24 protein-coding genes and 1 pseudogene are annotated in these 26987 nt (G+C 71.7%); 10 read left to right on the forward strand and 15 right to left on the reverse strand.

The annotated features are described in order from the left end of the window. Nucleotides 1-274: 274 nt before the first annotated feature. The 3 genes from galE (at nucleotide 275) to idi (ending at nucleotide 3179) form a co-directional block, all read left to right on the forward strand. A complete protein-coding gene (gene galE, locus CCN72_RS00580; protein ID WP_086805845.1) occupies nucleotides 275-1246 on the forward strand; it encodes a UDP-glucose 4-epimerase GalE in 972 nt (323 codons plus the stop codon). Between the two features lie 134 nt (nucleotides 1247-1380). Then, nucleotides 1381-2322 (forward strand): cation diffusion facilitator family transporter, encoded by a 942-nt coding sequence (locus CCN72_RS00585; RefSeq protein ID WP_086805846.1) that lies wholly within the window; start codon nucleotides 1381-1383, stop codon nucleotides 2320-2322. 263 nt (nucleotides 2323-2585) lie between these two features. Then, a complete protein-coding gene (gene idi, locus CCN72_RS00590; protein ID WP_086805847.1) occupies nucleotides 2586-3179 on the forward strand; it encodes an isopentenyl-diphosphate Delta-isomerase in 594 nt (197 codons plus the stop codon). A 23-nt stretch (nucleotides 3180-3202) separates the two neighbouring features. Here the strand turns inward: idi and CCN72_RS00595 are convergent, their stop codons facing one another. Next, complete coding sequence (locus CCN72_RS00595; protein WP_086805866.1) at nucleotides 3203-3694, reverse strand: ATP-binding protein; 492 nt, start codon at nucleotides 3692-3694, stop codon at nucleotides 3203-3205. A 148-nt stretch (nucleotides 3695-3842) separates the two neighbouring features. Then, the gene (locus CCN72_RS00600) at nucleotides 3843-4424 is read right to left on the reverse strand and encodes an HdeD family acid-resistance protein (protein WP_086805848.1); all 582 of its coding nucleotides are present in this window, start codon (nucleotides 4422-4424) and stop codon (nucleotides 3843-3845) included. Nucleotides 4425-4541: 117 nt separating this feature from the next. On the opposite strand from CCN72_RS00600, the gene CCN72_RS00605 reads away from it, so the two are divergent. Both CCN72_RS00605 and CCN72_RS41340 read left to right on the forward strand, forming a co-directional pair. After that, on the forward strand, nucleotides 4542-5291 hold the full coding sequence (locus CCN72_RS00605) for an enoyl-CoA hydratase/isomerase family protein (RefSeq protein WP_086805849.1): 750 nt from the start codon (nucleotides 4542-4544) through the stop codon (nucleotides 5289-5291). A gap of 288 nt (nucleotides 5292-5579) precedes the next feature. After that, on the forward strand, nucleotides 5580-5864 hold the full coding sequence (locus CCN72_RS41340; RefSeq protein WP_167408626.1) for a hypothetical protein: 285 nt from the start codon (nucleotides 5580-5582) through the stop codon (nucleotides 5862-5864). A 95-nt stretch (nucleotides 5865-5959) separates the two neighbouring features. Here the strand turns inward: CCN72_RS41340 and CCN72_RS00615 are convergent, their stop codons facing one another. Continuing rightward, nucleotides 5960-6595, reverse strand: a complete 636-nt coding sequence (locus CCN72_RS00615; protein WP_086805851.1) for a DJ-1/PfpI family protein — start codon at nucleotides 6593-6595, stop codon at nucleotides 5960-5962. A 36-nt stretch (nucleotides 6596-6631) separates the two neighbouring features. Continuing rightward, nucleotides 6632-7615 (reverse strand): GlxA family transcriptional regulator, encoded by a 984-nt coding sequence (locus tag CCN72_RS00620; protein ID WP_086805852.1) that lies wholly within the window; start codon nucleotides 7613-7615, stop codon nucleotides 6632-6634. A 195-nt stretch (nucleotides 7616-7810) separates the two neighbouring features. On the opposite strand from CCN72_RS00620, the gene CCN72_RS00625 reads away from it, so the two are divergent. Next, nucleotides 7811-10276 carry a Tex family protein gene (locus tag CCN72_RS00625; protein ID WP_086805853.1) on the forward strand — a complete coding sequence of 822 codons (2466 nt, stop codon included), beginning with the start codon at nucleotides 7811-7813 and terminating at the stop codon, nucleotides 10274-10276. A gap of 221 nt (nucleotides 10277-10497) precedes the next feature. Beyond that, a complete protein-coding gene (locus CCN72_RS00630; RefSeq protein ID WP_244174089.1) occupies nucleotides 10498-11166 on the forward strand; it encodes a hypothetical protein in 669 nt (222 codons plus the stop codon). A gap of 61 nt (nucleotides 11167-11227) precedes the next feature. Here the strand turns inward: CCN72_RS00630 and CCN72_RS00635 are convergent, their stop codons facing one another. Continuing rightward, a complete protein-coding gene (locus tag CCN72_RS00635) occupies nucleotides 11228-12868 on the reverse strand; it encodes an ABC-F family ATP-binding cassette domain-containing protein (RefSeq protein ID WP_086805854.1) in 1641 nt (546 codons plus the stop codon). A 173-nt stretch (nucleotides 12869-13041) separates the two neighbouring features. Between CCN72_RS00635 and CCN72_RS00640 the strand changes: the two genes are divergently transcribed. Then, complete coding sequence (locus CCN72_RS00640) at nucleotides 13042-13959, forward strand: FAD-dependent oxidoreductase (protein WP_086805867.1); 918 nt, start codon at nucleotides 13042-13044, stop codon at nucleotides 13957-13959. 100 nt (nucleotides 13960-14059) lie between these two features. Here the strand turns inward: CCN72_RS00640 and CCN72_RS00645 are convergent, their stop codons facing one another. Continuing rightward, nucleotides 14060-16036, reverse strand: coding sequence for a Xaa-Pro dipeptidyl-peptidase (locus CCN72_RS00645; protein ID WP_086805855.1), 1977 nt, complete (start codon nucleotides 16034-16036; stop codon nucleotides 14060-14062). Nucleotides 16037-16219: 183 nt separating this feature from the next. On the opposite strand from CCN72_RS00645, the gene CCN72_RS00650 reads away from it, so the two are divergent. After that, on the forward strand, nucleotides 16220-17707 hold the full coding sequence (locus CCN72_RS00650; protein WP_086805856.1) for a M1 family metallopeptidase: 1488 nt from the start codon (nucleotides 16220-16222) through the stop codon (nucleotides 17705-17707). A 200-nt stretch (nucleotides 17708-17907) separates the two neighbouring features. On the opposite strand, the gene CCN72_RS00655 is transcribed toward CCN72_RS00650, so the two are convergent. Beyond that, nucleotides 17908-18387 carry a macro domain-containing protein gene (locus CCN72_RS00655; protein ID WP_086805857.1) on the reverse strand — a complete coding sequence of 160 codons (480 nt, stop codon included), beginning with the start codon at nucleotides 18385-18387 and terminating at the stop codon, nucleotides 17908-17910. A 42-nt stretch (nucleotides 18388-18429) separates the two neighbouring features. Further along, entirely contained in the window at nucleotides 18430-19893 is a 1464-nt protein-coding gene (locus CCN72_RS00660; protein ID WP_086805858.1) for an amino acid permease, read from the reverse strand. A gap of 264 nt (nucleotides 19894-20157) precedes the next feature. Here CCN72_RS00660 and CCN72_RS00665 point away from each other — a divergent pair, with 264 nt between their 5' ends. Further along, the gene (locus tag CCN72_RS00665) at nucleotides 20158-20901 is read left to right on the forward strand and encodes a MerR family transcriptional regulator (RefSeq protein WP_086805859.1); all 744 of its coding nucleotides are present in this window, start codon (nucleotides 20158-20160) and stop codon (nucleotides 20899-20901) included. Here CCN72_RS00665 and CCN72_RS00670 read toward each other — a convergent pair. From CCN72_RS00670 to CCN72_RS00700, 7 genes and pseudogenes are all read right to left on the reverse strand, one after another. Continuing rightward, nucleotides 20890-23070 (reverse strand): 3-hydroxyacyl-CoA dehydrogenase NAD-binding domain-containing protein, encoded by a 2181-nt coding sequence (locus CCN72_RS00670; protein ID WP_086805860.1) that lies wholly within the window; start codon nucleotides 23068-23070, stop codon nucleotides 20890-20892. The genes CCN72_RS00665 and CCN72_RS00670 overlap by 12 nt on opposite strands. A 41-nt stretch (nucleotides 23071-23111) precedes the next feature. Further along, the gene (locus CCN72_RS00675; RefSeq protein WP_341868857.1) at nucleotides 23112-24566 is read right to left on the reverse strand and encodes an acetyl-CoA C-acetyltransferase; all 1455 of its coding nucleotides are present in this window, start codon (nucleotides 24564-24566) and stop codon (nucleotides 23112-23114) included. Then, entirely contained in the window at nucleotides 24463-25038 is a 576-nt protein-coding gene (locus CCN72_RS00680) for a hypothetical protein (RefSeq protein ID WP_086805861.1), read from the reverse strand. The genes CCN72_RS00675 and CCN72_RS00680 overlap by 104 nt, the downstream gene beginning before the upstream one ends. 44 nt (nucleotides 25039-25082) lie before the next feature. Next, a complete protein-coding gene (locus CCN72_RS00685; protein ID WP_086805868.1) occupies nucleotides 25083-25700 on the reverse strand; it encodes a pilus assembly protein TadG-related protein in 618 nt (205 codons plus the stop codon). After that, nucleotides 25697-25894, reverse strand: coding sequence for a Flp family type IVb pilin (locus CCN72_RS00690; protein WP_037664603.1), 198 nt, complete (start codon nucleotides 25892-25894; stop codon nucleotides 25697-25699). The genes CCN72_RS00685 and CCN72_RS00690 overlap by 4 nt, the downstream gene beginning before the upstream one ends. Nucleotides 25895-26019: 125 nt before the next feature. Further along, nucleotides 26020-26775 carry a response regulator gene (locus CCN72_RS00695; protein ID WP_086805862.1) on the reverse strand — a complete coding sequence of 252 codons (756 nt, stop codon included), beginning with the start codon at nucleotides 26773-26775 and terminating at the stop codon, nucleotides 26020-26022. Nucleotides 26776-26794: 19 nt separating this feature from the next. Further along, nucleotides 26795-26987, reverse strand: a pseudogene (locus tag CCN72_RS00700) (hypothetical protein); the annotation flags it as partial.

Here is a 26987-nt window from a genome sequence, read left to right on the forward strand (position 1 = left end):
TTGCCTGCGGCACCCGGGCGGCATGTCGGCAGAGGGTATCGGATGAACCGAAGCCCGTGTTCACCGGCCGTTCACGACCCGTCCCGCGTCCGGGGCCCCGCCCTTTGCCGCGATCATCATGGGTGATCCCGCCCCCACCCCACAAACCGCGGCCGCAGATGCGGGCATCCGGGACACGCGGGTCGACGAGGGGTGTGCGCCCGGTCGCCGAGGGCTACGGCCCGCCTCACCGGCGCCGGTGCGCGATCCCCCGCGGAGCATAGGGTGAGGAAACATGACCTGGCTGATCACCGGCGGTGCCGGATACATCGGGGCGCATGTGGCACGCGCCATGGCCGGCGCCGGCGAGAAGGTCGTCGTACTGGACGACCTCTCCGCCGCCGTACCCGCACGGCTCCCCTCCGACGTCCCGCTCGTCACCGGCTCCACCCTGGACGGCCCCCGGCTGCGCGAGGTCCTCACGGAGCACGGCGTCACCGGCGTCGTCCACCTCGCGGCCCGCAAGCAGGTCGCCGAGTCCGTCGCCGAGCCCACCCGCTACTACCAGGAGAACGTCGGCGGCCTCGCCACCCTCCTGGACGCCATGGCGGCGGCGGACGTCCACCGGCTGCTGTTCTCCTCCTCCGCGGCGGTGTACGGCAACCCGGACGTGGACCTGATCACCGAGGACACCCCCTGCGCGCCGGTCAACCCCTACGGGGAGACCAAGCTGGCGGGCGAGTGGCTGGTCCGGGCGGCCGGGCGGGCGTACGGGATCTCCACCGTGTGCCTGCGCTACTTCAACGTGGCGGGCGCCGCCGCGCCGGAGCTCGCGGACACCGGTGTGTTCAACATCGTGCCGATGGTCTTCGACCGGCTCACCCGCGGCGAGGCCCCGCGGATCTTCGGGGACGACTACCCGACGCCGGACGGCACCTGTGTGCGGGACTACATCCATGTGGCCGACCTCGCCGAGGCCCACCTCGCGGCGGCGCGCCGCCTCGCCGGGGACGCCCCGGCCGGCGATCTCACGCTGAACATCGGCCGCGGCGAGGGCGTCTCGGTCCGGGAGCTGATCACGGTCATCGGGGAGGTCTCGGGCGACCGCAGGGAACCGGTCGTGGAGCCCCGCAGGCCCGGCGACGCGCCCCGCGCGGTCGCCTCGGCCGAACGCGCCGCCCGGGAACTGGGCTGGCGCGCCCGCCGCGATGTCCACGAGATGGTCGCCTCGGCCTGGGAGGGCTGGCGGCTGCACCACGGGAAGTAGCCCGCACCGCCCTGACCAGCGGATCGTTTCCGCAGGTCAGGGCACATGACAACGGTGTTCAGTACCGCGTTGCCCCATACCCCCCGCCCGTAGTTCACTGGGCCTCCGGACGACCACGGAAGGACGGTTCCGCCATGGGGGCTGGGCACGATCACGGGCATGCGCACACCCATGCGCCACCCACGGGCACGGCCGCGGCCGCCTACCGCGGCAGGCTGCGGATCGCCCTCTGCATCACGCTGACGATCATGGTGGTGGAGATCGCCGGCGGACTGCTCGCGGACTCCCTCGCGCTGATCGCGGACGCCGCGCACATGGCGACCGACGCGGTGGGCCTCGGCATGGCGCTGCTGGCGATCCACTTCGCCAACCGCCCGGCGAGCGCCAACCGCACCTTCGGCTACGCCCGCGCCGAGATCCTCGCCGCGCTGGCCAACTGCGTACTGCTGCTCGGCGTCGGCGGCTATGTCCTGTACGAGGCGGTCCAGCGGTTCGTCACCCCCGCGGACACCCATGGCGGTCTGATGATCGTGTTCGGCGCGATCGGCCTGGTGGCGAACTCCATCTCGCTGACCCTGCTGATGCGCGGCCAGCAGGAGAGCCTGAACGTGCGCGGTGCCTTCCTGGAGGTCGCCGCCGACGCGCTGGGCTCGGTCGCGGTGATGATCTCGGCCGCCGTGATCCTGCTCACCGGCTTCCAGGCCGCCGACCCGATCGCCTCGCTCGTCATCGGGCTGATGATCGTGCCGCGGACCCTGAAGCTGCTGCGGGAGACGCTGGACGTGCTCCTGGAGGCGGCGCCCAAGGACGTCGACATGGCGGAGGTCCGGGCGCACATCCTGGCGCTGGACGGCGTGGAGGACGTCCACGATCTGCACGCCTGGACGATCACCTCGGGCATGCCGGTGCTGTCCGCGCACGTGGTGGTCAGCTCGGAGGTGCTCAACGCCATCGGCCACGAGAAGATGCTGCACGAGCTCCAGGGCTGCATCGGCACGCACTTCGACGTCGAGCACTGCACCTTCCAGCTGGAGCCGGGCGGCCACGCGGAGCACGAGGCGCGGCTCTGCCACTGAGCCACCTGCGGACCGCCACCGCCGTACTACCCGCGGACCGCCGCCGTACCACCGCCGGTCCGCCGCCGTACCCGACACGGAAGTCATTCATCCGTTCGATAGCACCCGGGCGGTTCCCTCCGGCGGCCTGCGGGCACGATGATCTACCGGGTCCCCCTTCCGGCGCCGTCGCACGCTCTGACATGCGGGTGTGCCGGGAAGTGCCGGGAGTGCCGGATTCGTACGGCAGACTTGGGGGGCGAAGACCGAGGCGAAGGATGGGTATGCCGATCACACCTGCCACCGAGACGCACAGCTCGACGAACGGCGCCGCACAGGCGATCTTGCTGGAACTCGTCGACGAGAAGGGCGTGACCATCGGCACCGCGGAGAAGCTCGCGGCCCATCAGGCGCCGGGGCAGCTGCACCGCGCGTTCTCGGTGTTCCTCTTCGACGAGCAGGGCCGGCTGCTGCTCCAGCAGCGGGCGCTCGGCAAGTACCACTCCCCCGGCGTGTGGTCCAACACCTGCTGCGGCCACCCCTACCCCGGTGAGGCGCCGTTCGCGGCCGCCGCCCGGCGTACGTACGAGGAGCTGGGCGTGTCCCCCTCACTGCTGGCCGAGGCGGGCACCGTGCGCTACAACCACCCGGACCCGGCCTCGGGCCTGGTGGAGCAGGAGTTCAACCACCTGTTCGTCGGCCTGGTGCAGACGCCGCTCGCGCCGGATGCGGAGGAGGTCGCCGAGACCGCCTTCGTGACCGCGCAGGAACTGGCCGAGCGCCATGCCCGGGACCCGTTCTCGGCCTGGTTCATGACGGTGCTGGACGCGGCCCGCCCCGCGGTCCGGGAGCTGACCGGCCCGGCCGCGGGCTGGTGACGCCCCGCGAGGCGTCCTGAATCTCAGGGATACGCGGGCTTGAGCGGCAGGGCGGCCCAGATCACCTTGCCGCCGCTCGCGGTGTGCTCCACGTCGACCACCCCGCCCGCCTCCCGGGCCACCTCGCGCACCAGGAGCAGCCCCCGCCCGCCGGTCCGGCCGTGATCGGCCTCCAGGGCCGTCGGGCGGTAGGGGTGGTTGTCCTCCACGGACACCCGCACCCACTCGGCGCCGACCGCGACCTCCACGGCCACCATGGGCGAGAGCAGCGCCGCGTGCTTCACCGCGTTCGTGACCAGCTCGGAGACGATCAGCAGCAGGCCCTGCACCAGCTCCTCGGAGACCGGCACGCCCTGGCGCAGCAGCAGGTCCCGTACCGCGTGCCGGGCCTGCGGGACCGAGGCGTCCACCGCGGCCGCGGTGAACCGCCAGACACCTTCGTACGGCAGTGGGTGGGGCGCACGCTCGGCGTCCCCCGCTGGGCGCGGGCCGTCCCCGCGCCCGTGGTTGTCCATCGTCCGGTCGCCACCCTCGCGCTCGATTGTCACCACGCGTCGAGTGTTGGTAACGACCGCCTCCGCCCCGGACATCTGACCAGAAGTCGCCGGGTATCGAGCGCTTTCTGACCGACTGCTTATGACAACGTCACGTGTCGGACTGTTTTCATACCTCCCGCTGCTCGCTGACGAGGCCGACGATCCGGCGGCCGCCGTAGCCGGTGGCGATCAGGCCGAGGCCGTCGAAGAGCAGCGCGAGCGAGAAGAAGGCGCCGATGACGTACTGGCTGCTGCTGGGCCAGTGGGCGAGGACCAGGATGCCGAGCAGCAGGTCGAAGACGCCGAGCAGCAGGGTCCAGCCGAACTGGGGACCGCGGACGACCATGCTGCCGACCATCCGGAAGAGGCCGGCGGACAGGAACAGCAGCGCGGCGAACATGGTGAGCGCGGCGGCGGCCGCGTGCGGCAGCCGGATGACGACGACGCCGGCCGCGATGTTCAGGGCGGCCACGATCACGCCGAGCCAGAAGTAGTTGGTGCCGCGGGCCTGGATCGCGTGCAGCAGTCCGACGATCCCGCCGATCAGCAGCAGCCAGCCGAACAGCAGCATCGAGGTGAGTGTGGCGACCCCGGTGTAGACGAGCCCGACGAGTCCGGCGAGGACGAGGATCACGCCGAGCACCGCGAGCAGGCCGAACCCCTGGCGCATCGATGTCGCCCTGTCCTTGGGCTTGCGCGCCCTGGCCATCGCCACCTCCTCGGGAATCGGCCGACTCCGCCGATTCCTCTTTGCGGGCATTCCCTCTTTATGTCCCCCTCGGGGGCGGTCTCGTAACTCCGGGGGCGGGCGGATAGCATCCGGCGCATGGAGCCCCAGCTGTCGCACCAGGTCACCGACTCCGTCGCCACGGTCGTGATCGGCAATCCGGCCAAGCGCAACGCCATGACGGCCGAGATGTGGCGGGCGCTGCCACCGCTGCTCGCGGAACTCGCGCGCGATCACGGGGTACGGGCGCTGGTGCTGACCGGCGAGGGCACGACCTTCTGCGCGGGCGCGGACATCTCCACGCTGCGGGGATCGGCCCATCCGGCGCAGGGGCTCGCGGTGGCGGCGGAGGAGGCGCTGGCCGCGTTCCCGAAGCCGACGGTGGCCGCGGTGCGCGGGTACTGCGTGGGCGGCGGGGTGCAGCTCGCGGCGGCCTGTGATCTCCGGCTGGCCGAGGAGGGCGCCCTGTTCGGGGTGACCCCGGCGCGGCTGGGCATCGTCTACGCCTCCTCCTCGACCCGTCGGCTGGTGTCGCTGGTTGGCCCGGCCACCGCCAAGTACCTGTTGTTCACGGCCGAGTTGATCGACACCGGGCGCGCGCTGCGCACCGGCCTGGTGGACGAGGTGCTGCCTGAGGGCGAACTCGACAAGCGGGTCGCCGAGTTGACGCGGACGCTGGTCTCCCGCTCGGGACTCACCCAGGCCGCCGCCAAGGAGTTCGCGAACGGCCGCGAGGACCGGGACGCCCACTGGACGGAGCAGGCCCGCACCGCCGAGGACACCGCGGAGGGCGTGGCCGCCTTCCTGGAACGCCGCTCCCCGCACTTCACCTGGACCCCGCCCGCGTAAGGCGCTCGCGCGGACGGCCTGCGGACAGGCGGGGCCGGGGCCGCCCGACCGGCGCACGCTCTGTTACTCACTTTCGGGTGAGCGCGGGGGCGTGCAGGGGCGCGAAACCGCAGGAAGAGGGCGCATTCAGGGCATAAATGGTTGCTACAGGCGACTGTTACAGAAGTCCCTTATATCCGTAATGACGCCCGCGCGTCCCCCGTGTCGGCCGGGGTGCGGGCCGCAGGGTGTGGGCGTGCGGCCGACCGGTCGCCGAATGCGCACCACACCCTTGTGAAGGGGGACCTCGTGTCCGTTCTCGCCTCTGTCCGCAGACTGACCGCCGCCGGTGTCCTGGCCGCCGCCCTCGTGGGCGCGGCCGCCCTGCCGGCCGCCGCCGCGGGTCACCCGACGGCCCGTCCGCACCACGCCGTCACCACCGACGCGCGGCACTTCCCGTACCCCGGTGGCCGCTGGGGCCATGACCACCGCCGCGGCGGGGACCACCGCGGCGACGGCCGGCAGGGCGGCCACCGGCACGGCTGGGACGGCCGCTTCGGCGACCACGACCGCCGCGGGCACCGCTGGCACTGATCCGATCCACGAGTCGCCGTCGGCATCGGGGCTCGCCGGGGCCGGGCAGGACCTCTCCTGCCCGGCCCCGCCTCGTGCCCGACGCCCCTTCGCGGTTACGACAGATCGAAACGGCCGCCCGCCCGCAGTTCCTCGACCAGGTGGGCGGGCGCCTTCTCCGGGGACCCGGCGTCGTAGGGCGGCTGCGGGTCGTACTCGGTCAACAGCTGGACGGCCTGGGCGTGTTCGTCGCCCGCGATCCGGCCGACCAGGGTGAGCGCCATGTCGATGCCGGAGGAGACCCCGGCCGCGGTGACGTACTTGCCCTCGGTCACCACCCGCTCGCCGGTGGGCCGGGCACCGTACTTCTCCAGCATCGGCAGCACGGTCCAGTGGCTGGTGGCGCGGCGGCCCTCCAGCAGCCCGGCGGCGGCGAGCAGCAGCGAGCCCGAGCACACCGAGGTCGTCCAGGTGCTCGTCGCGTCGGCGGCGCGCAGCCAGTCGAGCAGCACGGGGTTCTCCAGCTGGGCCAGGGTGCCGGGGCCGCCGGAGACGACGACGATGTCCGGGTCCGGGAGTTCGTGCAGGGCGCGGTCCGCGGTGAGGGCGAGGAAGCCGGTCTCGGTGCGGACGGCTCCGGCCCGCTCGGCGACGAAGGTGAGGTGCGCGTCCGGGAGGCGGCTGAGGATCTCGTAGGGCCCCACGACATCGAGGGCGGTGAAGCGGTCGTAGACGACGACGGCGATCTGCACGGCGGTTCCTTTCGGTTCGGTCGACGACGGTGGTCCTCAGTCGACGGCGGCGGGGCGGAAGCGGCGCCGGTACTCCGCCGGGGCCGTGCCGAACGCCTTGAGGAAGGCGCGGCGCATGGCCTCGGGGGTGCCGTAGCCGCTGGCCCGGGAGATCTCCTCGACGCCGTCGGGGGTGTCCTCCAGCAGCCGGCGGGCGTGTTCCAGGCGGACCCGGTCGACATAGCGGCCGGGGGTCACGCCGGTCTCGTCGCGGAAGGCGCGGGCGAAGTGGCGGGGGGAGAGCGCGGCGCGGGCGGCCAGGGCGTCGACGCTCAGGTCGGTGTCCGGGTGCTCGGTGATCCACCGCTGCACGTCCCGCAGCGGCTCGCGCAGCGCGGTCTGGGCGGCCAACTGGACGCTGAACTGGGCCTGGTTGCCGGGGCGGCGCAGGAAGACCACGAGATGCCGGGCGAGACAGAGCGCGACATCCCGGTCCAGGTCCTCCTCCACCAGCGCGAGCGCGAGGTCGATGCCCGAGGTCACGCCCGCCGAGGTGGCGATGCGGCCGTCGCGGACGTAGATGGGCTCGGGGTCCACGCGCACGGCCGGACGGTCCTGCGCGAGCTGCTCGCAGTAGGCCCAGTGGGTGGTGGCCCGGCGGCCGTCGAGCAGTCCAGCGGCGGCGAGCAGGAAGGCGCCGGTGCACACCGAGACCAGACGCTCGGCGCGCGGGCCGTGGGCGCGCAGCCAGTCGACCAGCCGCGGGTCGGGGGCGTGGGTGCCCTCGCCGCCGGGGACCAGCAGGGTGTGCGGGCCCGCCGCCCCGGTGAGCGCTCCGGTCAGTGCCTCGGTCAGTGCCTCGTCCGGGACGAGCGTCAGTCCGCTGGAGGTGCGCACCGGGGCGCCGTCCAGGGACGCCGTGCGGATCCGGTACGTGCCGGGGGTGTGCGCCTCGGCCCCGGCGAACACTTCGAGGGGCCCGGTGACGTCCAGGCTCTGGACCCCGTCGAAGACCACGAAGAGAAGGGTGCGCTGCGGCATGTCCCCGATTCTTCGGGCCCGGGCGGATGACCGCAATGACGAATTTCCCACCTTTTCTGCCATCGGGGACAGGCGCGGGGCGACGAGGTCCGGCGACGGGCCCGGCGCCCCGCCGTAAGGCGCCCTGATCCACGGTTGTCGGTGTCACCTGCCACAATTGCCGCGCAACCTCAGTGGAGAAGGCGGTACGGGATCGTGACGACACCCGGGTCCATCGAAGCAGGATCCATCGAAGGCAGGATCGCCGAGGAACTCGGCGTACGGGAGCGGCAGGTGAAGGCCGCGGTCGAACTGCTCGACGGCGGTTCGACCGTGCCCTTCATCGCCCGCTACCGCAAGGAAGCGACCGAGATGCTCGACGACGCGCAGCTGCGCACGCTCGAGGAGCGGCTGCGCTATCTGCGGGAGCTGGAGGAGCGGCGGACCGCGATCCTGGAGTCGGTGCGCGATCAGGGCAAGCTCACCGAGGAGTTGGCGGCCCGGATCCGCGGCGCCGAGACCAAGGCGCGCCTGGAGGACATCTACCTCCCGTACAAGCCGAAGCGGCGCACCAAGGCGCAGATCGCGCGTGAGGCGGGCCTGGAGCCGCTGGCCGAGGGCCTGCTGGGCGATCCGTCGGTGGAACCGCTGTCGGCGGCCGCCGCGTTCGTGGACGCGGACAAGGGCGTCGCCGATCCGGGGGCGGCCCTGGAGGGCGCGCGGGCGATCCTCACCGAGCGGTTCTCCGAGGACGCCGACCTGATCGGCGAGCTGCGCGAACGCATGTGGGTGCGCGGGCGGCTGGCCGCGAAGGTGCGGGAGGGCAAGGAGGAGGCGGGCGCCAAGTTCGCCGACTACTTCGAGTTCGCCGAGCCGTTCACCGACCTGCCCTCGCACCGCATCCTGGCGATGCTGCGCGGCGAGAAGGAGGAGGTGCTCGACCTCGTCCTGGAACCCGAGGAGGCGACCGACGGACCCTCCTCGTACGAGGGCATCGTCGCCCACCGCTTCGGCATCGCCGAGCGCGGCCGGCCGGGCGACAAGTGGCTGACGGACACCGTCCGCTGGGCCTGGCGCACCCGCATCCTGGTGCATCTCGGCATCGATCTGCGGCTGCGGCTGCGCACGGCCGCCGAGGACGAGGCGGTGAACGTGTTCGCGGCGAACCTGCGCGATCTGCTGCTCGCCGCCCCGGCCGGCACCCGCGCCACGCTGGGCCTGGACCCCGGTTTCCGCACCGGTGTGAAGGTCGCCGTGGTCGACGCCACCGGCAAGGTCGTCGCCACGGATGTGATCCACCCGCACGTCCCGGCCAACAAGTGGGACGAGGCGCTCGCCAAGCTGGCCCGGCTCGCCAAGGAGCACGCGGTCGAACTGGTCGCGATCGGCAATGGCACCGCCTCCCGCGAGACCGACAAGCTCGCCGCCGAACTCATCGCCAGGCACCCGGAGTTGAACCTCACCAAGGTGATGGTCTCGGAGGCCGGCGCCTCGGTGTACTCGGCCTCCGCGTACGCCTCCCAGGAACTGCCCGGGATGGATGTGTCGCTGCGCGGCGCGGTCTCCATCGCCCGGCGCCTCCAGGACCCGCTGGCCGAGCTGGTGAAGATCGACCCCAAGTCCATCGGTGTCGGCCAGTATCAGCACGACCTGTCCGAGGTGAAGCTCTCCCGCTCGCTGGACGCGGTGGTCGAGGACTGTGTGAACGGCGTCGGCGTGGACGTCAACACCGCGTCCGTGCCGCTGCTCGCCCGGGTGTCGGGCGTCTCGGCCGGGCTGGCGGAGAACATCGTGGCGCACCGGGACGAGAACGGCCCCTTCACCTCCCGCTCGGAGCTGAAGAAGGTGGCGCGGCTCGGCCCGAAGGCGTACGAGCAGTGTGCGGGCTTCCTGCGCATCCGCGGCGGCGCCGACCCGCTGGACGCCTCCAGCGTGCACCCGGAGTCGTACCCCGTGGTGCGGCGCATGGTGAAGACCTCGGGCCAGGAGGTGGCCTCCCTCATCGGCAACACGGGCGCGCTGCGCTCGCTGCGCCCTGCCGACTTCGTGGACGACACCTTCGGTCTGCCGACCGTCTCGGACATCCTCAAGGAGCTGGAGAAGCCGGGCCGCGACCCGCGTCCGGCCTTCAAGACGGCCACCTTCAAGGAGGGCGTGGAGAAGCTCTCCGACCTGTCCGCCGGGATGGTGCTGGAGGGCGTGGTGACGAACGTGGCGGCCTTCGGCGCGTTCGTGGACATCGGCGTCCACCAGGACGGCCTGGTCCATGTGTCGGCGATGTCCAAGACGTTCGTCAAGGACCCGCGGGACGTGGTGAAGCCGGGCGACATCGTCAAGGTGAAGGTCCTGGAGGTGGACATCCCGCGCAAGCGGATCGGGCTGACCCTGCGCCTGGACGACGAGGCGGCTCCGGCGGACCGCTCCGGCGGCGGCAGGCGCCAGCGCGGCGCCCGCCCGCCCCAGCAGCGGCAGGGCGGCCAGGGGCAAGGCCAAGGACAAGGCCAGGGTCAAGGCCAGGGCCAGGGCCAGGGCCAGGGCCAGGGCCAGCGGCAGGGCGGTCAGGGGCAGCGGCAGGGCCGTGGTGGCGGTGACCGGGGCGGACGGCAGGCGCCGGCCCCCGCGAACAGCGCCATGGCGGACGCGCTGCGCCGCGCGGGTCTGCTGAACCCGAAGCAGCGCTGACCCGCTGACCGCCGCAGGGGCCGGAGCCGGCACGGGCTCCGGCCCCTCCGCATGCCCTCCGCATGCCCTCCGCACCAGGAGATACCGGCTTAACCAGACTTTTCCCCGCATCGAGGGGTTTGACGCAAGGAAACGCACGAAGGGGGCACAGCGCCCACCCGCCCCCTCCACACTCGCTTCTGTGCACGTGACCGTGCACGCGAAGCAATGGGGAGGACTCTGTGTTCCGCACCACCAAGCAGCGCCTGGCGGCATGCACGGCCGCCGCCGTGGCCGCCGCGGCGGCCTCGTTCGCCGCTCCGACGGCGGCCACCGGCGCCGCGGCCCGAGGTGAGCTGACCTACGGCACCGTCATCCTGCTCCAGAACCAGTACGGCGGTGACGGCGGTTACCTCGACACCAACGGCGTCTCCAGCCAGCCGGGTGCCACCTACAACGTGAGCACCAACGACCGGCCCAACAGCCGCGGCCCGGCCACCTCGGAGTGGCGGGTCGTCTCCGCCACCGGCAAGGCCACCGGCGCCCGGGTGATCAGCGGTGATGTCGTCTACCTGATCAACCAGTACGGCAGCCACCACACGTACCTGGACACCAATGGCGTCTCCGACCAGTCGGGCGCCAAGTACAAGGTCTCCGCCACCACCACCAAGGACCGGGGCCCCGGCACCGGCAAGTGGCACATCTTCGGCGTGCGGTCCTCGCCGAACGACGGGCACATCCGCACCGACGACATCGTGCATCTGCTCAACGACTACGGCTCCGCCAACGGCGGCTTCCTCGACACCAACGGCCGTTCCTCCCAGGGCGGGGGCGCCAAGTACGGCGTCTCCACCAGCCCCTACAGCGACCGCGGCACCGGAACCGGCTCCTGGAAGGTGCTGCACTCCTGATCCGACCTGACGCCATGACCGCCGGGCCCCGGGGACGCCGTACCCCCGGGGCCCGGCGCCGTCAGTGCTCGGTCACCTTGCCCGCCGCGACCTCCCAGCGCCTGCTCACCCGGACCGCGTCGAGCATCCGGCGGTCATGGGTGACCAGCAGGAGGGTGCCCGTGTAGGCGTCCAGGGCGGACTCCAGCTGCTCGATGGCGGGCAGGTCGAGGTGGTTGGTGGGCTCGTCCAGGACCAGCAGGTTGACGCCCCGGCCCTGGAGCAGGGCGAGGGCGGCGCGGGTGCGTTCGCCCGGGGAGAGGGTCGCGGCCGGGCGCAGCACATGGTCCGCCTTGAGGCCGAACTTGGCGAGCAGGGTGCGGACCTCCGCCGGTTCGGTGTCGGGGACGGCCGCGCAGAAGGCGTCCAGCAGCGTCTCGGGGCCGTGGAACAGGCCCCGGGCCTGGTCGACCTCGCCGACCAGCACGCCCGAGCCGAGGGCCGCGTGCCCGCGGTCCAGCGGGACCCGGCCGAGCAGGGCGGCCAGCAGGGTCGACTTGCCGGCGCCGTTGGCCCCGGTGACCGCGACCCGGTCGGCCCAGTCGATCTGGAGGGTGACCGGCCCGAAGGAGAAGCCGCCGCGCCGGATCTCGGCGTCCCGCAGCGTCGCCACCACGGCCCCGGAGCGCGGGGCGGAGGCGATCTCCATCCGCAGCTCCCACTCCTTGCGCGGCTCCTCGACCACGTCCAGGCGCTCGATCATGCGCTGGGTCTGCCGGGCCTTGGCGGCCTGCTTCTCGCTGGCCTCGCTGCGGAACTTGCGGCCGATCTTGTCGTTGTCGTTGCCCGCCTTGCGCCGGGCGTTCTTGACGCCCTTGTCCATCCAGGACCGCTGCATCTGGGCCCGGTCCTGGAGGGCGGCCCTCTTGTCGGCGAACTCCTCGTACTCCTCGCGGGCGTGCCGCCGGCCCGTCGCGCGTTCCTCCAGGTAGGCCTCGTAGCCGCCGCCGTAGAGGTTGATCTGCCCCTGCGCCAGGTCGAGTTCGAGGACCTTGGTGACGGTGCGGGTGAGGAACTCGCGGTCGTGGCTGACGACGACGGTGCCCGCGCGCAGCCCGGTGACGAACCGCTCCAGGCGTTCCAGCCCTTCGAGGTCGAGGTCGTTGGTGGGCTCGTCCAGCAGGAAGACGTCGTAGCGGGAGAGCAGCAGGGAGGCGAGTCCGGCGCGGGCCGCCTGGCCGCCGGAGAGCGAGGTCATCGGCTGGTCCAGGCCGACGGCGAGGCCGAGGGAGTCGGCCACCTCCGCCGCGCGCTCGTCCAGGTCGGCGCCGCCGAGGTCGAGCCAGCGCTCCAGGCTCACCGCGTAGGCGTCGTCCGCGCCGGGCGCGCCGTCGACCAGTGCCTGGGTGGCCTCGTCCATGAGCCGCTGCGCCTGCGCGACGCCGGTGCGGCGGGCCAGGAACTCACCGATCGTCTCCCCCGGCCTGCGCTCGGGCTCCTGCGGCAGATGGCCGACGGTGGCGGTGGGCGGGGACAGGCGCAGTTCGCCCTGCTCGGGCGTGAGCAGTCCGGCGAGCATCCGCAGCAGCGTGGACTTGCCCGCGCCGTTGGCGCCGACCAGCCCGATCACATCGCCGGGCGCCACGACGAGGTCGAGCCCGGAGAAGAGGGAGCGGTCGCCGTGCCCGGCGGCGAGATTCTTGGCGACGAGGGTGGCAGTCATCAGGACGCCGATCCTAGTGGGCCCGCCGCCCCGCCCGATTCCGCCCGCCCTGTCTCCTGTGAGTATCCCCACGTCAGCCGATGTGTGCCGGGCTCTGACGGGGACGGCGGGGCAGGGCCTATGGTCCACACGTGAACAGCGTGAGCAGCGTGGACCGTGAGACGGACGGCGAAGTGATCGTGGTCGGCGGCGGGGTCGTCGGCCTCACCACGGCCGTGGTGCTGGCCGAGGCCGGGCGCCGGGTGAGCGTATGGACGCGGGAGCCCGCCGAGGAGACCACCTCGGCGGTCGCCGGCGGCCTGTGGTGGCCGTACCGCATCGAACCGGAGCGGCTGGTCGGCGCCTGGGCGCTGGAGAGCCTCGCCGTCTACGAGGAGCTGGCGGCGGATCCCGGGCAGACGGGCGTACGGCTGGTCGACGGCGTCCATCAGGGGGCGCGCCTGGCGGAGCTGGGCGACTGGGCGGCCCGGGTGCCGGGGTTGCGCGCGGTGCCGGACGGGCTGGCGGCGCGGCTGCCGGTGATCGACATGCCGACGCATCTGGGGTGGCTGCGGCAGCGGCTGGTGCGGGCCGGTGGCACGGTGGTGCTGCGTGAGGTGGCCGATCTCGCCGAGGTGCCCGCACCCGTGGTGGTCAACTGCGCGGGGCTCGGGGCGCGTTCGCTGGCCGGGGACGACACGGTGCGTCCGGTGCGGGGGCAGTTGGTGCTGGTGGAGAATCCCGGGATCGACACGTACTACACGTCCGTCGACCATTCCTCGCCGGTCGCCGCGTACTTCATCCCGCAGCCGTACGGGCTGATCCTCGGCGGTACGGCGCAGGAGGACGACTGGTCGCTGGAGCCGGACCCGGGCACGGCGGCGGAGATCGTCGCCCGGTGCGCGCGGGTGCGGCCGGAGATCGCGGGGGCGCGGGTGCTGGCCCACAAGGTGGGGTTGCGGCCGTACCGGGACGCGGTGCGGCTGGAGCGGGAGGTGCTGGACGGGGGCCGGGTGGTAGTGCATTCGTACGGCCATGGCGGTGCGGGCGTGACGGTGGCGTGGGGGTGTGCGCGGGAGGTTGCCGGATTGGTTCTGGAACCGGACGCGTAAGCGTTTCGCCGGGGGCTCGCAGCGGCCGTACGGCTGCGGGTCGGTTCGGCCGGTCGCGCAGTTCCCCGCGCTCCTGGGGGAACTGCGCGGCCGTCAGTTCTCAGTCACCCGGGATGCGGCTGGGCTTGCGCGGGCTGCTCAGGCCCTTCAGCCGCTTCGGTGCCGGGGCTTTCGCCGTCGTGCCGGATGTCGCGCGGGTGAAGGCCTGCGCGCCGCCCACCAGCGGCAACTGGGCCGAGGTGCGGCCCAGTTGAACCGTCACCGTCGGTTTCGTGGACGGCGGGTCGATGAGGTCGCGGTCGGTGCCCGCGACGATCAGGGCGAGGCGGTGGCCCTTGGGGACGACATGGTCGGTGGCGGCCAGGGTGAGGGTCATCGTGTAGGACCTGCCCGGGGTGAGGGGGACGCCCTTGGCCAGCGAGGCGTAGTGGCCGAGGTCGGCCCAGCCGCGGCTGAAGACCGTGTAGTCGACGTCGGCCGTCTTCGCGGCGGTCTCCAGGTAGCAGGCGCTGTCACCGGCGGTGCTCGCGCCCCAGCAGGTGCGGTTCTTCAAGGTGGTGATGCCCTCCGCCTCGTCGGAGTAGTCGCGGATGGTGTCCGGACCGACGTCGACGAGCACGGCGGAGAGATGGGCCGAGGCGGTGCTCGGGGTCGCGGTGACCGTCACCTGTGACATGCCGGACAGGCGCAGGTCCTGGGTGAGGGGCGCGGTGAGGAAGCCGGTCTTCTCGGGTGTGGACGTGGTGAGTTCGGCCGCCCAGTCGGTCTCGCCGCGCTTGGGGTCGTCGGTGAAGGTCTCGGTGCCGGTGGCGCGGCGCAGGCCGAGGGTGCCGACGCCGGGCGTGGTGCCGGGGGCGGGGCGCAGGGTGGTGGCGCGGGTGCCGGCGGGCGGCCAGGTGGCGGAGGTGACCCACTGGTCGGGATGGCGTTCGATGTCGGCCACCGGCTCGCGGTCGATGCCGTTGTCGTAGCCGAGGAGTTCATGGTCGAACCAGCGGTGCAGGGTGTCGACCCAGGCGCCGCGCCGGTAGTCGAAGGGGTCGACATGGCCGGTCTGGGACAGCCACAGCTTGCGCTCCACACCGTTCTTCGCGAGGGCGTTCCACCACTGGCCGAAGTGCTTGGTGCGGACGTTGAGGTCCTGCATGCCCTGGGCCACGAACACGCTGGCGCGCACCTTGGCCGCGTCCTTGACGTAGTCCCGCTCGGTCCACAGCGGGGTCCAGTCGCCGCTGCGCGGGCTGCCGTCGGTGAGTTTCTTCTGCTCGGCCGCGCAGTGGGCCGCGGCCGTGTCGCTCTGGACGTATCCGGCGAGGTCGGCGGGGCCGCCGTCGTAGAGCGGGGCGCCCTGCGCGAAGTAGTAGTCGTACCAGGAGGAGATGGCGCTGATCGGCACGATGGTCTTCAGGCCCTTGACGCCGGTGGCGGCGACGCCGTTGGCGATGGTGCCGTCCCAGCTCTTGCCGATCATGCCGGTTCTGCCGTTGGTCCAGGTGGCCTTGACGGTGTGGGTCCCGGTGCGGCTGGTGTAGGCGGTGGCGCGGCCGTTGAGCCAGTCGATCACGGCCTTCGCGGACTGCACGTCGGAGCGGCCGCCGACGTCCACACAGCCGTCGGAGCGGTCGGTGCCGGCCAGGTCGACGCCGACGAAGGCGTAGCCGCGGGGCACGAAGTAGTTGTCGTAGAACAGCGGCATCTGGACGACATGGCCGCTCGCGTCGTACGTCTTGACCTGGTTCTCGTTGCCGCGTCCGCAGCAGGAGTAGTACGGGCTGGCGTCCATGATGACCGGCACCTTGCGGCCCTCGCGGGCCGGTTCGGCGGGGCGGACGATGTCGGCGGCGACGCGGTCGTGCCTGCCGTCGCCGTCCTCGTCGAGGCCGGTGTCCACCCACACGGACTCGCGGACGGCGTGGGCGTAGGAGTAGACGGGGGCGCTCTCGCGGGGCGGCGCGGCCTGGGCGGCGGCCGGGGTGAGGAAGGTGGCCAGCAGGGCGGCGACGGCGGCCGTCGCGAGCGCTCTCCAGAGAGTGAGGCGCGTGCGCAGGGGCGCTCGGACAGATGTGCTCTTCGGCATGCGCGGACGATAGTCCCGTCAACTGCCGTACAGAAGAGTGCGTTACGGCACCCGGGTGGCTGATTGCGGCCGAATGGCGATCGTGTGACAGCAGGGGTCATGGACAGGCAAGGGGCACAGGGGGTGAATAGGCTCCGGACAGTCCCGTGAAAGCACCCGCAGTCCCCACGACTTGGAGCTGACGTGCACCGCAGAATCATCGCGCCGGGCGCACTGGCGGCGGCCTCCCTCCTGCTGGCGATCCCGGCATCGGCCGCGAGCTACTCCCCCGGCGCGCCGGGCATCGGCGACCCCTACTACCCGTACTACGGCAACGGCGGCTACGACGTCTCGCACTACGGTCTGCGGCTGCGCTACCAGCCGAAGACCGACGAGTTGCAGGGCACCGCGACGATCAAGGCACGGACCACCCAGGATCTGTCCAGCTTCGACCTGGACTTCCTGCTGGACGTGAGCCAGGTGCGGGTCAACGGCGTCAAGGCGTCCTTCACCCATGCCGAGCAGCATGAACTGGTGATCACGCCGAAGCGGCCACTGGCAAAGGGCACACCGGTCACGGTGGAGGTCCGCTACCGCGGGGTGCCGTCCACGAAGAGCGCCTACGGCTTCACCACCTGGCACCGCACACCGGACGGCGCGGTCGCGGCGGACGAGCCCGAGTCGGCTTGGTGGTGGTTCCCGAGCAACGACCATCCGAGCGACAAGGCGACGTACGACGTCTCGGTCAGCGTGCCGCAGGGCACCCAGGCGATCTCCAACGGCGCGCTGCGCTCGGTCTCCTCGAAGCGGGGCTGGACGGACTACTCCTGGCGGCAGGACAGGCCGCAGGCGACGTATCTGGCCACGCTCGCGATCGGCAGATTCGACATCACCACGAGCCGGTCCGGGCGCGGGGTGCCGGTGATCAACGCGTACAGCACCGACCTGGGCGCCAATGACGCGGCGGCGCGGGCGAGCGTGGAACGCACCGGGGAGATCGTCGACTGGCTGAGCAACTATTTCGGGCCGTATCCGTTCGCCACGGCCGGTGGTTATGTCCCGAACACGACCACCGGGTACGCGCTGGAGACCCAGACCCGCGTCTACTACAGCCCCAAGCAGTTCGCGAAGGGCGCCAACCCCTCGGTGGTCGTGCACGAGCTGGCCCACCAGTGGTACGGCGACGACGTGTCGCTGAAGGGCTGGAAGGACATCTGGCTCAACGAGGGCTTCGCCACGTACGCGCAGTGGCTGTGGTCGGAGCACGAGGGCCAGGGCACCACGCGGCAGCTCGCCGACCAGGTGTACTCCGCGCACCCGGCCGACGACCCGTTCTGGAAGGTCGCGCCCGGTGACCCCGGTCCGGACGACCAGTTCGACGACGCCGTCTACGACCGGGGCGCGGCCGCGATCCAGGCGCTGCGCGACACGGTGGGCGACCACGCCTTCTTCCGCATCCTGAAGGGCTGGCCGAAGGCGCACGCCTACGGCAACGCGTCGGTGGCCGACTTCGAGAAGTACGCCGAGCAGATCTCCGGCAAACCTCTCGCGGGGCTCTTCGACGCCTGGCTGTACCAGCCGGTGAAGCCGGCGGCGTCGGCGGCGCGCGGGTTCACGGCCACCGGTACGCCCCTCGCGCAGCCGAAGTCCTGGAAGGCTGTCGAGGCGGCGCACGGCGGCCCCAACCGCTGATCCCCCGCACCGGGGCGGCCCGGCCATGTCGCCCTCCCGGCTCAGCGCGTGCGCGTGGTGGGCCGGGAGGGCGGGGCGGGCCGCGTCGAGGGCGCTCCCGGCCGGGCGGGTCGTCGCCGAAACCCCTGCGGCCGGGGCGCGCGGATTCGGTTCCCGGCCGGTCCCCCGTGGTCGTACACCCTGACCGCGAGGGCGCCGGTTCAGTCCCCGTGGTCGTACACCGTGACCGCTATCCCCCGTCGGGTCAGCCGCTCGGTGACGAGTGGCTCGACGCGGGACCATTTGCCGCCGGCCAGGCCGCAGCCTATGCGGGGCATGTGTACGCAGGCGCCGAGGGCGAGGGCATGGGCGGCGAGGCCGGTGAGGGCGGCGTCGATCGCCTCGTAGCGCACCGGAACGCCCTTGCTGCCGGTCCTGATGCCGCGCTGGCCGACCATGTTGGCCACCCAGGTGCGCGGGTCGACCTGGACGAGCTGGACCGCGCCCAGTGCGAAGTCGTTGTGCGCGCGGTCGCGGTGCCAGGCGCGGTAGGCCCGCTCCGGCTCCGGCCAGCGGCGGGAGAGGGCGAGGACGAAGCCCTTGCCCCAGCCGCCGAGGTCATTGCAGACATGGGCGATGATCTTCGGGCCCTTGCCCGACGGAGTGGTGGCGTCACCCCGGACGAATGCGATCTCCGGCATGACGCCACCGTAAGGGCCGCCACTGACAGTGGCGTGGGCCCGCTACTTCGCCGGCTCGACCGGCTGCGGGTCGGTGCCCGCGTTCACCCGGCGCCGGACGCCGAACCAGCCAGCGACGAGCATGACGGCGATCACCGGGATGAGCAGCAGGGTCTTGCGGCCGACCTCATGGTCGTCCCACATCATGCCGAGGCAGACCAGCAGGAAGACGATCGTGGCGATCTCGGTGACCGGGGAGAACTTCAGCTGGAAGTGCGGCCGGGTCACCAGGCCCGCGCGGGCGCGGCGGACGAAGATCGCGTGACAGATCATGATGATCACCCAGGTGCTGATGATCCCGAGCGAGGCGACGTTCAGCACGATCTCGAAGGCCTGGCTGGGCACGAGGTAGTTCAGGCCGACGCCGAGGACGCAGATGCCGCAGGTCAGCAGGATGCCGCCGTAGGGCACCTGGCTGCGGCTCATCACCCGGGTGAACTTGGGCGCGGAGCCCGACATCGCCATGGAGCGCAGGATGCGGCCGGTGGAGTACAGGCCGGAGTTCAGCGAGGACATGGCGGCGGTGAGGACCACGAGGTTCATCACGTCGCCGGCCGCGGGGATGCCGATCTTGGACAGGACGGTCACGAACGGGCTCTGGTCGGCGGAGTACACCGAGCCGGGCAGCAGCAGCGCGAGCAGGACGACCGAGCCGACGTAGAACAGGCCCACGCGCCACATGATCGAGTTCACCGCGCGCGGGACGACCTTCTCCGGGTGCTCGGTCTCGCCGGCGGCGACGCCGACCAGCTCCAGGGCCGCGTACGCGAAGATCACGCCCTGCATCACGAGGACGACCGGCATCATGCCGTGCGGGAAGATCCCGCCGTGGTCGCTGATCAGGCTCAGGCCCGGCGTGTAGCCGTCGACATGGTGCTGGGTGGCCAGCAGGAAGATGCCGATGAACATGAAGCCCACCAGGGTGGCGACCTTGATGATCGCGAACCAGAACTCCATCTCACCGAAGATCTTCACCGAGATCAGGTTCACGGTGAGGACCACGGCGAGCGCGATCAGCGCCAGCACCCACTGCGGGACGGGCGTGAAGAAGCTCCAGTAGTGCGTGTAGAGCGCGATCGCGGTGATGTCCGCGATACCGGTGGTCGACCAGTTCAGGAAGTACATCCAGCCGGCGACGTAGGCGCCCTTCTCGCCGAGGAACTCACGCGCGTACGACACGAAGGACCCGGAGGAGGGCCGGTACAGGACCAGCTCGCCCAGGGCGCGCACGACGAAGAAGGCGAAGATGCCGCAGACCAGGTAGGCCAGGGCGAGCGCGGGGCCCGCGTTGTGCAGGCGCCCTCCGGCGCCGAGGAACAGTCCGGTTCCGATGGCGCCGCCGATGGCGATCATGTTGACGTGGCGGGCCTTGAGGTCCTTGCTGTAGCCGGCGTCGCCCGCGTCGGCGGGCGTCTGCGCCGCCTGGGTGGGGGCGGCCTGTGCCGATTCCACGGCGTCCTTGCTCACGGGTGGTACCACTTCCTGGTGCGCCCGGGCCTGGGCCCGGGGGTCGTGCAGGGCTTGGCCCGCACCACCCGATGAGTCGCGGCACAGACCAAGCCAGCAGCTTCCCAGACACGCCGGGCATTACGCGGTGGCCCACGTCACAGAGCGTTACTTCTCACATGATCTTCCCAGTGTCCACATGATGTTCACCACGGTGTGTACACGCCGGGTGCGCGACGCTCCGACGGGTTTCACAGCAGTGGTGTGACAGCGATACTGCTGCACATGACGACCGATGCCGGGGAGATGAGCCTCACCGTCGACGAGCTGGCCGCACGGGCGGGAGTGACGGTGCGGACCGTGCGCTTCTACGGGAGCAAGGGGCTGCTGCCGCCGCCGGTGATCGGGCCGCGGCGGGTGGGGCGGTACGGGGCGAGGCACCTGGCCCGGCTGGCGTTGATCGAGGAGTTGCAGCGGCAGGGGATGACGCTGGCGGCGATCGAGCGGTACCTGGGGCAGCTGCCGTCCGATCTGTCCGCCTACGACCTGGCCATCCACCGGGCCGTGGTCGCCTCCTGGGCGCCGGACTCCGTGGAGACCCTCTCGCGCGCCGAGCTGGACCGGCGGGCGGGACGGGTGCTGGCCGACGAGGAGCTGGAGCGGCTCGCGGCGGCCGGGGTCCTGCTCCCCGGGGACGCGGGCGACACCGAGGCAGCGGACAGCGAGGAGGATGGCTTCCGGGTCGACACCGGGCTGCTGCGGCTCGGCCTCGAACTGCTGGACGTGCCGCTGTCGCAGGGCACGATCCTCGCGGCGCGCGAGGTGCTCATGGAGCACTCGCGCGCCGCGGCCCGTGAGCTCGCCCGGCTCTTCCGCGGCGAGGTGGCCGAGCGGGACACCCGCGATGTGCGGGACCTGTCCGCGCACATCCACCCGCTGGTGGTGCAGGCGCTGCTGACCACGTTCCAGCGTTCGCTGCGCGAAGAGCTGAGCGAGCTGCTCAGCGGGGAGGGACCGTCAGGCGGCTGAGTCCGCGAAGGGCTCGCCCTTGTCCGCCTTCTCCACCAGCAGCGCCGGCGGCTCGAACCGCTCGCCGTAGGTCTCGGCGAGTTCCCGGGCACGGGCCACGAAGCCGGGCAGGCCGCCCTCGTAGCCGTTGATGTACTGGAGCACGCCGCCGGTCCAGGCCGGGAAGCCGATGCCGAGGATGGAGCCGATGTTGGCGTCGGCCACCGAGGTCAGCACGCCCTCCTCCACCAGGCGCACGGTGTCCAGCGCCTCGGCGAAGAGCATCCGCTCCTGCATGTCCTTGAACGGGATCTCGTACCCGGCCTTGGTGAAGTGCTCGCGCAGGCCCGGCCAGAGCCCGGCGCGCTTGCCGTCCTGCGCGTAGTCGTAGAAGCCGGCGCCGCCACTGCGGCCGGGGCGCTCGAACTCGTCGACCATGCGGTCGATGACGCCGTCGGCCGGGTGCGCGGTCCAGGTGCCGCCGGCCTCCTCGACGGCCCGCTTCGTCTCGTTGCGGATCTTGCGCGGCAGGGTGAGGGTCAGCTCGTCCATCAGGGAGAGCACCTTGGCCGGGTAGCCGGCCTGGGCGGCGGCCTGCTCGATGGAGGCGGGCTCGATGCCCTCGCCGACCATGGCCACGCCCTCGTTGATGAACTGGCCGATCACCCGGGAGGTGAAGAAGCCGCGCGAGTCGTTGACGACGATCGGCGTCTTGTTGATCTGCCGGACCAGGTCGAAGGCACGGGCGAGGGCCTCGTCGCCGGTGCGCTCGCCCTTGATGATCTCGACCAGCGGCATCTTGTCGACCGGCGAGAAGAAGTGCAGGCCGATGAAGTCGCCCTGGCGCTCGACGCCCTCGGCGAGGGTGGTGATCGGCAGGGTGGAGGTGTTGGAGCACAGCAGCGCGTCGGGCGCGAGAACGGACTCGATCTCCTGGAACACCTTGTGCTTGAGCGCGGTGTCCTCGAAGACGGCCTCGATCACCGCGTCGCAGCCGGCGACATCGGCGGCGTCCCCGGTGGGCGTGATCCGGGCGAGCAGCGCGTCCGCCTTCTCCTGGGTGGTACGGCCCCGGGAGACGGCCTTGGCGCACAGCTTCTCGGAGTAGTTCTTGCCCTTGAGCGCGGCCTCCAGGGAGACGTCCTTGAGGACGACCTCGATGCCCGCGCGGGCGCACGAGTAGGCGATGCCCGCGCCCATCATGCCGGCGCCGAGCACGGCCACCTTGCGGACCTCGCGGGACTCGATGCCCTTGGGCCGGTTGGCGCCGGAGTTGACCGCCTGGAGGTCGAAGAAGAACGCCTGGATCATGTTCTTCGCGGTCTGCCCGGTGACCAGCTCGGTGAAGTAGCGGGTCTCGATGGTGCTCGCGTTCTCGAAGTCGACCTGGGAGCCCTCGACCGCCGCGGCCATGATGTTGCGCGGCGCCGGGTAGGGCGCGCCGTTGGTCTGCTTGCGCAGGTTGGCCGGGAAGGCGGGCAGGTTGGCGGCGAACTTCGGGTGGGCGGGGGTGCCGCCCGGGATCCGGTAGCCCGGGACGTCCCAGGGCTGCTGGGACTCGGGGTGCTCGTCGATGAAGGCGCGGGCCTTGGCCAGCATCTCCTCCGGCGTCTGCGCCACCTCGTGGATCAGCCCGTTCTCCTGGGCGCGCCGCGGGGTGTACTGGGTGCCCTGGAGCAGCACCTTGAGCAGCGCGTCGGTGATGCCCATCAGGCGCACGGTACGGGTGACGCCGCCGCCCGCGGGCAGCAGGCCGAGGGTGACCTCCGGCAGGCCGATCTTGGAGCCGGGGGCGTCCAGCGCGATGCGGTGGTGGGAGGCGAGCGCGATCTCGTAACCGCCGCCCAGGGCCGCGCCGTTGATGGCGGCGACGACCGGCTTGCCGAGGGTCTCGATGCGGCGCAGCGCGTTCTTGATCGCGGTCGCGGTGTCGAAGACGGTCCGGGCGTCCTCGGGGCCGGCCTGGATCATCTCCTTGAGGTCGCCGCCCGCGAAGAAGGTCTTCTTGGCGGAGGTGTAGATGATGCCCCGGATGGAGTCCTTCTCGGCCACGGCGCGGTCCGCGATCGCCTCGATGGAGGCCTTGAAGGCCTGGTTCATCGTGTTGGCGGACTGGTTCGGGTCGTCCAGGACCAGGGTGACGACACCGGTGTCGTCCTGCTCCCAGCGGATGGTGGTGCTCTCGGTCATGACAGTCGTCTCCGTTGAAGTCGCTTGGTTCCGCGGGGAGTTCAGATGCGCTCGATGATGGTGGCGATGCCCATGCCACCGCCCACGCACAGGGTGACGAGGCCGTAGCGCTTGTCCTGGCGCTCCAGTTCGTCCACGAGCATGCCGACGAGCATGGCGCCGGTCGCGCCGAGCGGGTGGCCGAGCGCGATGGCGCCGCCGTTGACGTTGACCTTCTCCAGCGGCAGGCCCATCTCCTCGACGAAGCGCAGCACGACGGCGGCGAACGCCTCGTTGATCTCGACCAGGTCGATGTCGTCGATGGTGAGCCCGGCCTTGGCGAGGGCCTTGCGGGTGGCGGGCGCGGGGCCGGTGAGCATGATGGTGGGCTCGGAGCCGGAGACGGCGGCCGAGACGATCCGCGCGCGGGGGGTGAGGCCGTAGCGCTCGCCGACCTCCTTGGAGCCGATCGCGACGAGCGAGGCGCCGTCCACGATGCCGGAGGAGTTGCCCGCGTGGTGGACGTGGTCGATCTTCTCGACCCAGTGGTACTTCTGGAGCGCCACGGCGTCGAAACCGCCGAGTTCGCCGATGTCGGCGAAGGACGGCTTGAGCTTGGCCAGGGTGTCGGCGGTGGTGCCGGGGCGCGGGTGTTCGTCGCGGTCGAGGACGACCAGGCCCGCGCGGTCCTTGACCGGCACCACGGAGCGGGCGAAGCGGCCCTCCTTCCAGGCGTTGACGGCGCGCTCCTGGGACAGCGCCGCGAACTCGTCCACGTCCCGGCGGGTGAAGCCGCCGATGGTGGCGATCAGGTCGGCGCCGATGCCCTGGGGTACGAAGTTGACGTCCAGGTTGGTCATCGGGTCGTTGAACCAGGCGCCGCCGTCGGAGGCCATCGGGACCCGGGACATCGACTCCACGCCGCCCGCGAGGACCATGTCCTCCCAGCCGGAGCGGACCTTGGCCGCGGCCAGGTTGACGGCCTCCAGGCCCGAGGCACAGAAGCGGTTCTCCTGCACGCCCGCGACGGTGTCCGGCAGCCCGGCGGCGATCGCGGCGATGCGGGCCTTGGCGTCGGCGCCGAGTTTCGCGCTGTCCTTGCCGAAGAGGACCTCGGCCTGGAGGGCGAAGGTGACGTCCGCGTTGGTGTCCTCGCGGCGCTCGTCCCCGCTCTGGTCCTCCACGACCGACTTGATGTCCAGCACCTTGGGCTGGGCGAGCGTGGCACCCTCGGGCAGCTTGAGGTCCGGGTCCTTGGGGTCGATCCGCACGGGCGCGGCGGCGGACGGCGCGGTGTCGGGGGGCTCGGCGGGGTCGGTGCCGTCGGCGTGCGCGGTGGTGAGCGTCGCGGCCAGCAGGAACGCGGCGGAGGCGAGGGTGAGGGCGAGCCGGGGTCGGGTGGTCACGGGTGCCTCAGCCGGAGATGGGGAGGGTGGCGGAGGAGAAGGTGGGCAGCTGGAACTCCACCTGGTTCGCGGGCGGTGCCGGGAACTGCATGAAGACGGCGAGGGTGTCACCGGCCCGCAGGGTCGAGAAGCCCGTCGTGGTCAGCGGCCGGCCCTCGGTGTCCCGCAGCACGTAGTACCGCTTCTTGCCCTTCGGGTCGACCAGCGTGGCCCCGCCCAGGGATCTGCCGTTCTTGATGATCTCGGTCTCGTTGCCGCTGAGCGCGGAGGGGATGACGACGCTCTGGGCGCCGTCGTTCTTCAGGGTGCCGTTGATGGTCACGAACCCGCCGGAGTCCCGCTGCGCGGAGGTGATCCGGAGGCTCAGGCCGTCGGAGCCGCGCAGTTCGGCCAGCGGTTCGTCCGAGTGCCCCTCCTGGGCGCTGGGCCCTGCCCCGGCCGTCCTGGAAGCGGACGCCGGCTGCGCCGGCCGCTTGCCGTCGTCGCCGCCGCTGCCGCACCCGGCCGCGCCCGCGGCCAGTCCGGCCGCGACGGCCAGGGCGACCATCCCTCTGCGGGTCTTCGCGGTGAACCGCATGGTCATAGTCCGCTTCCTTCGTCACTCATCGTTCGCCAGTCGGTCGTTCGTCAGTCGGCCAGATGCACATCGAAGAGGTCCTCGGGCCCGGGCAGTCCCGACGGGTCGTCCGGGTCCAGGTCCCACACCTTGTCCTTGCAGGTGAGCCGGGGCAGATCCGGCTTCGCGGCGCCGTGCGCGGGAGCGTCCCCGTCACCCTTCGGCGGCAGCGCGAAGGTGCACAGGGGCTCGATCTCCGCGGTGGCGGAGGCCGTCGAGCGGAACTTCTCCGTGCCGGGTACGACGGAGTGGCCGACGGACTTGTCCGTCCGCACCTCGGCCCGGTACTTCAGCGGCCCGGCCGGAGCGCATCCGGTCAGCCGGGCGTCGTTCTGCCCGGCCAGTTCCCCGGCCCGTCCGCAGGGGTCGTCGTCGAGGGGCGTGTCACCGTCGAAGACGGCCTGCCACTGGGCCGGGTCGAGCAGGACCTTCAGCCACTGGCCGGTGAGCTGGTCCCGCACGTCCTGGGCCGCCGCGAGCGCCGCGGCGTCGGCGGCCGTCTGGGCGCCGCCCCGGTTCACCGCCGCCTGGCCGACCGCGAGATAGGCGAGCGCGAGAAAGAGCAGGCCCGCCACCACCGTGAGATAGATGGGGAAGGCCTGCCCCGCGTCGTGGACCGGACGGGTCAGCCGCCGGTGACCTCGGAGATCTTCGAGGTGATCGCGTCGTAGATCGTCTGCCCGATGCTCGTGCCGGTGATCGCCAGCACGATCGCCACCACCACCGCGATGATGCCGAGGTACTCCACCGCGGTCTGGCCCCGGTCGTTGCGCGCGGCGCGGGTCATCAGATACGTCACGGTGGTGTTGAACCATTTGCTCACGGTTGTCCCCTCCAGCTGCGCGTCCGATCGGGGCACCGTACGGGGCGACCACCCGCTCGGCCGAGGGTCCCAGGGCCCAACCCCGGGCCCATTTCACGGCGTCGGCGCCGGTGCGGTCCGGCATCTCACGCCACCCCCAGCCATTTCGCCGCGGCCTGGGACCTGGTGGCGGTCTGGAGCTTGGCGAAGATGCGGTTGATGTGGTTCTTGACCGTCTTCTCGCTGATGAAGCAGGCGGCGGCGATCTGCTGGTTGGTCATGCCGGACGCGATGAGGTCCATGATCTCCGCCTCCCTGGCACTCAGCCGGAACCGCGAACGGATCGACTGTCCCATAGAGGATTGCAGTTGTGAAGGAGCAGGGGAGGTATTTTGGCCTTCCGTGGCGGCGAGTTGAGAGTCCGTGTGTGCAGCTGCACTCTCCCGCAATGCGTCCACCAACGCTCGTGTCGCCCCCGGTGTCACATGCGGCCGGCCCTCATGGACGTCCCGTACGGCGCGGACCAGCTGCTCGGCGGTGAACTCGCCGTGTACCAGGTATCCCCCCGCCCCCAGCCGCAGCGCCTCCCGCACCGTCTCGGCCTCATGGCTGTAGGTGAGCATCATGACGGGCGCGAGGCGCGCCAGGTGGGGCAATGCCGAGATGCCGTCGACGCCGGGCATCCGGACGTCGAGGAGGATGACGTCCGGATGGTGCCGTAGCGCGGCCTCGTACGCCTCGCGGCCGTCCGCCGCCTGCGCCACCACGGTGGTGTCCGCGCGGTCCGTGAGCAGCGCGGTCAGGCCGGCGCGCACCACGGGGTTGTCGTCGGCCACCAGCAGCCTTAATCGGGCGGGCGGCTGGAAGGCCGGTATGCCGGGGTCGTTCGGGTGCTGCCGCATGGGTGTGCCGTGCCTCCTTTCAGGATTCCGGGGTGCGCAGGGGGAGTTCGACCCGTACCTCGGTGCCGCGAGGATGGGTGCCGCGGCCGATGCGGATGCGGGCGCCCGCCTGTGCGGCCCGTTCGACCATGCCGAGCAGGCCGAAGTGGCCGCGGCCTGCCCCCCGGCACCACCCTCGAACAGCTCCGCGCCCGCGGCCACTTCGGCCTGCT

Origin of the sequence: Streptomyces murinus, assembly GCF_002154555.1 — a bacterium.
GTDB classification, from domain to species: domain Bacteria; phylum Actinomycetota; class Actinomycetes; order Streptomycetales; family Streptomycetaceae; genus Streptomyces; species Streptomyces murinus.